4 protein-coding genes are annotated in these 3,855 nt (G+C 62.5%); 3 read left to right on the top strand and 1 reads right to left on the bottom strand.

From position 1 onward, the window contains the following. Positions 1-161 precede the first annotated feature (161 nt). Positions 162-554: a DUF5313 domain-containing protein gene (locus AC2VOU_RS06815; RefSeq protein ID WP_486956682.1), complete on the top strand. Its 393-nt coding sequence runs from the start codon at positions 162-164 to the stop codon at positions 552-554. A gap of 480 nt (positions 555-1,034) precedes the next feature. Beyond that, complete coding sequence (locus tag AC2VOU_RS06810; RefSeq protein WP_486956681.1) at positions 1,035-2,300, top strand: PucR family transcriptional regulator; 1,266 nt, start codon at positions 1,035-1,037, stop codon at positions 2,298-2,300. 39 nt (positions 2,301-2,339) lie between these two features. Here the strand turns inward: AC2VOU_RS06810 and AC2VOU_RS06805 are convergent, their stop codons facing one another. Further along, positions 2,340-3,335, bottom strand: a complete 996-nt coding sequence (locus AC2VOU_RS06805; protein WP_486956683.1) for a helix-turn-helix transcriptional regulator — start codon at positions 3,333-3,335, stop codon at positions 2,340-2,342. Positions 3,336-3,505: 170 nt separating this feature from the next. Between AC2VOU_RS06805 and AC2VOU_RS06800 the strand changes: the two genes are divergently transcribed. Then, on the top strand, positions 3,506-3,826 hold the full coding sequence (locus AC2VOU_RS06800; RefSeq protein ID WP_486956680.1) for a 2Fe-2S iron-sulfur cluster-binding protein: 321 nt from the start codon (positions 3,506-3,508) through the stop codon (positions 3,824-3,826). Positions 3,827-3,855 lie beyond the last annotated feature (29 nt).

The raw sequence follows: 3,855 nt of genomic DNA, 5'->3' as shown, positions 1-3,855 counted from the left end.
TGCACGTAACGCACCATCTTTCTCGGTCATGGTGCGCAAAGTGCAGGGCGGAGCTAGACTGTATTGAAGATTGCTAATATTCGCAATTAGTTGACTTGCGATCGCAGGCGTTTCGGTAACCGATCCCCGTCCGCTAACGGCACACCGCGCCAGGAGTTCCGATGAACAGTGATCCACAACACCGTCGACCGACCGCCTACCAATACGTCGGCTACTCCTACGGGCGGGTCCTGCCGTCTTCGATGCGCGACTGGGTGCGTAACGACTTGGCCGGTAAAGGCGCCACCGCGCGCACAATGATCCGCGTCATCATTCCGGCCTTTCTCGTGCTCGCCCCGTTCTGGCTGATACCGACGACCCTCTACGTCCACGCCGGCATGACCCTGCCCATCTTCCTACCGTTCATCCTGTTCTCCCACGCCCTCAACAAAGTGTGGCGCCGGCACCGACTCGCACAGCACGGCCTCGACCCGGATTTGGTCGATGAGTTGGCACATAGGCGCGATGCCCACAAGCGCCGCGCCTACATCGAGCGCTACGGCCCCCGGGTGTAGCCGGACACGTTGAACTGTCAACGCCACGGTGATTGCTAGCTCGTCACGGCCGAGCAATCCCTGTGGCGACGCACGTACTACCCTGCCGCGCAGCGTCGAGTCACAGGGGCGGGCATTCCTCGGCTTGAGTCAACGCATGAGAATTGTGGCCGAAATGATCGAGAAAGCGGCTCAGTGCGGCGAGAATTCGGGAAGCACGGCTCCGCAACGAGGCAGCCCCAGCCGCCAGCACTGCTAACAAGGTTAATGCGAGAAGACAAGCCATGAGTTCCCCCCCTTTGACGCGGTCATTGTCCGTAGAGCCGTGGGACAGTCGCCAACTTCCGGTGACAGATACAGCCGATAGTTGAGTTGACCAAGCAGGTCGTTGACCCGCTCCATGAAGCGTAAGAGTCCGGGCGCAAGATCAATACGTCTCGAAACCTCGAAGTTATCGGCATTCTTTATCTCGCGGAGACAAAAAGTCATACCCTGACGGCTGTGGTTGATCCAGCGGCCGGTCAAGGCGTTCCTCTCCACGAAGTGACTCAAGTCCTCGGCCGCCTCGGCGATCTTGTCGAAGCGTTGCCGGATGCCATCGACGCGCTTGTGCTTGAAGAAGTCGGCGAGCTCGCTGCCGACCAACAGCTCAAAGATCTGCTGAGCGACACCATCGTCGCGAACGTGGACACCTGGTTTTCCGTCATCCGCTACTCGATCCCCATCGACCATGTCGAAGCGCCGACGGCGGCCCTCGAACACGCGCGGCGGATGGCACAACGCGAAATCCCCGTCAACGCGTTGCTGCGCGCCTACCGGCTCGGGCACCAGCGCGGACTGGATCTCATCATTGCCGGACTGCGAAGCGCGGACCTGCCCTCCGAGCAGAAATTGGCACTCTTCGAGCACATCACCCGGGTGTCGTTTCGGTACATCGACTGGATGTCCGAGCAGGTTTTGGCGACCTATCAGATCGAGCGCGCGCAGTGGGACGAAAACCGGCGAAGTCTGCGCGCACAAGCCATCCGCGACATCCTCGACGGACGTGACGTAGACGTGAACGAAACGTCGAAGTCTATGAGGTACTCCTTGGGCGCAACGCATGTGGCGCTGCTCGTATGGCTCAACCGGGATGCGCGCGCCGACTCCGATCAGCTCATCGCCATGGAGCGTTTCGCGCATCAGGCGGCCGCTGCGGCTGGTGCCGACCAACTGGTCTACCACTCGATCGACCGCCTCGTCGCCTGCGCATGGATGACGGCCCCCGATCCGTCAGACTGCGTGTCTAAGCTGCGTGCCTTCGTCCAAGATCAGCCCGACTGCCCCGGAATTGCGGTCGGTGAACCACTTGGCGGACTGCAAGGTTTTCGTCGCACGTACCGGCAGGCCGAGCGGGCCCGCGCGGTGGCCATGGCGGCCCAGGGCACCGCACGCCGATTCGTCGCCGCCCGAGATCCCGGTCTGGCGCTCGCCTCGATGCTGGTCGCCGATGTCCCGACGCTGAAGTGTTGGATTCACGACGTGCTGGGGCCGCTGGCTTCGAGCACCGCATCCGACCAGCGTCTGCGAGACACCCTGAGCGTGTTCCTGCGCGGCGGTTCCAGCTTCAAGGCAGCAGCTGCCGAACTTCAGATACATGGCAACACGGTCAAATACCGTGTGAATCGGGCGGTAGAGCGCTGCGGTCGCACCATGGCCGGCGACCGGTTAGACGTTGAGTTCGCACTGCTCATGTGCGATTGGTTCGGCGATGCAGTCCTGACCTAACCCCAGGACCGCAGCTGCCGGGCGAATGAAGAACACAACTCACTGCTTGGTGACGGCGAGCCAGCCCGTCGACTCAGCAGAACGGAACTCGCTCGGACAGCGGCCGGTCCAGCGCTTGAAGGCGTGTGAGAAGTTGGTCAGATCGCCATATCCGAGTTCCGTGGCGATTTGGCTCGCCGACATCGATCGGGTGAGCAACAGCAGCATGGCGGTCTCGCGCAAACATGACTCGCGCAGCTCGCGAAAGGTGGTTCCCTCTTCGGCGAGGCGCCGTTTGAGCGTGCTGGTGGATACCAGGAGTTCGTCGGCGACGCACTGGCTACTTCGCTGTCCGGGAGCCTTCGCCAAGAGTTGTCTCACCGTCGCCGAGAACGACGCAACGCCGCGCCGCTGGTCGAGATTGCGCTTCAGCTCGGCGACGGCGAGTCGATGCGCGAGGGGATCGGAGAACCGGCACGCCTGCTCGAGCGTGTCAGCGGGAACGTGCAGGTAGGACATCGGAGCGTCAAAGAAAAGGCGCCCGGCTAGTGTCAGGTCGTCCTCGTGATCGGTCAGGGTGCGGGGCGCGGGCCAACTCATGTGGAGTGTGACGGTCGCCGGATCACCGATGAGCATGTCCAGCAGTCGCAGCACCGCCGACCCGGTGTAGACGACGGCCAGGCAGTCCAGTGCCGGATCGCCTGTGTGTCCGGTCAGCGCGGCAGTGAGGCCATGATCACTGGGATGGAACTGTGCACTGATAGCCGTCGAGATCAACGGCAGATAGGTGAGTAGCTCCGCGACCTCGACCACCGAGCCCGCGCTGACCAGCGGAACACTCAACGGGCCGAAGGACGTCAACTGGGCCTGTCCGGCGAACGCGAACCCGAGCAGGGTTGCCTGTTCGGCGTCGAGGTCGGGGTAGACCTCACGGAACCACCGTAACGGGGCCTGGACATCACGCTGGATCAGCGTCGCCTCGTCGGTTCCCTCGCGAGCCATGATGTGGCGAAGCCGTGCGACGGCGTCAGGATCAAGTGCCTGGCTCTCGAGCATTTGCACGAACGCGAGTGGGGGAACGCCTGCCCCGTCATTGAGGTGCACCGAACAGGCCCCCTGAGCCGAATTCACAAGTTTTTGACTTCGGCCAACATAGCCGCGGAACGCGGACCCGGCCAGACTTTTCGTGAGTTCGCGTGCTGAGTCCAGCGTTTCAGGAGGTCGCTATGGCAGTTGTCACCTTTGTCTCCCACGACGGCGAGAAGCACGAGGCGCCTATCGAGGAAGGTAAGTCACTGATGCAGGTCGCGGTCAACAACGCGATCCCCGGCATCGACGGCGACTGTGGCGGGGAGGCTGCGTGCGGCACCTGCCACGTGGTCGTCGACCCGCAGTGGTCGGAGCAGGTGGGCCTTTCCGGCCCCGATGAAGAAGAGATGCTCTCGATGAACCCCGAGCGTCAGCCGACCTCCCGGCTGTCCTGCCAGATGCCGGTCTGCGAGGCGTGGGACGGCTTGATCGTCCAGACGCCCGAATTCCAAATGTGATGACGAAAGATTAGGGAAGTCGTGTTGAA

Source organism: Mycobacterium sp. TH-M25 (genome assembly GCF_057473665.1).
This window is presented reverse-complemented; position numbering and strand designations above follow the sequence as displayed.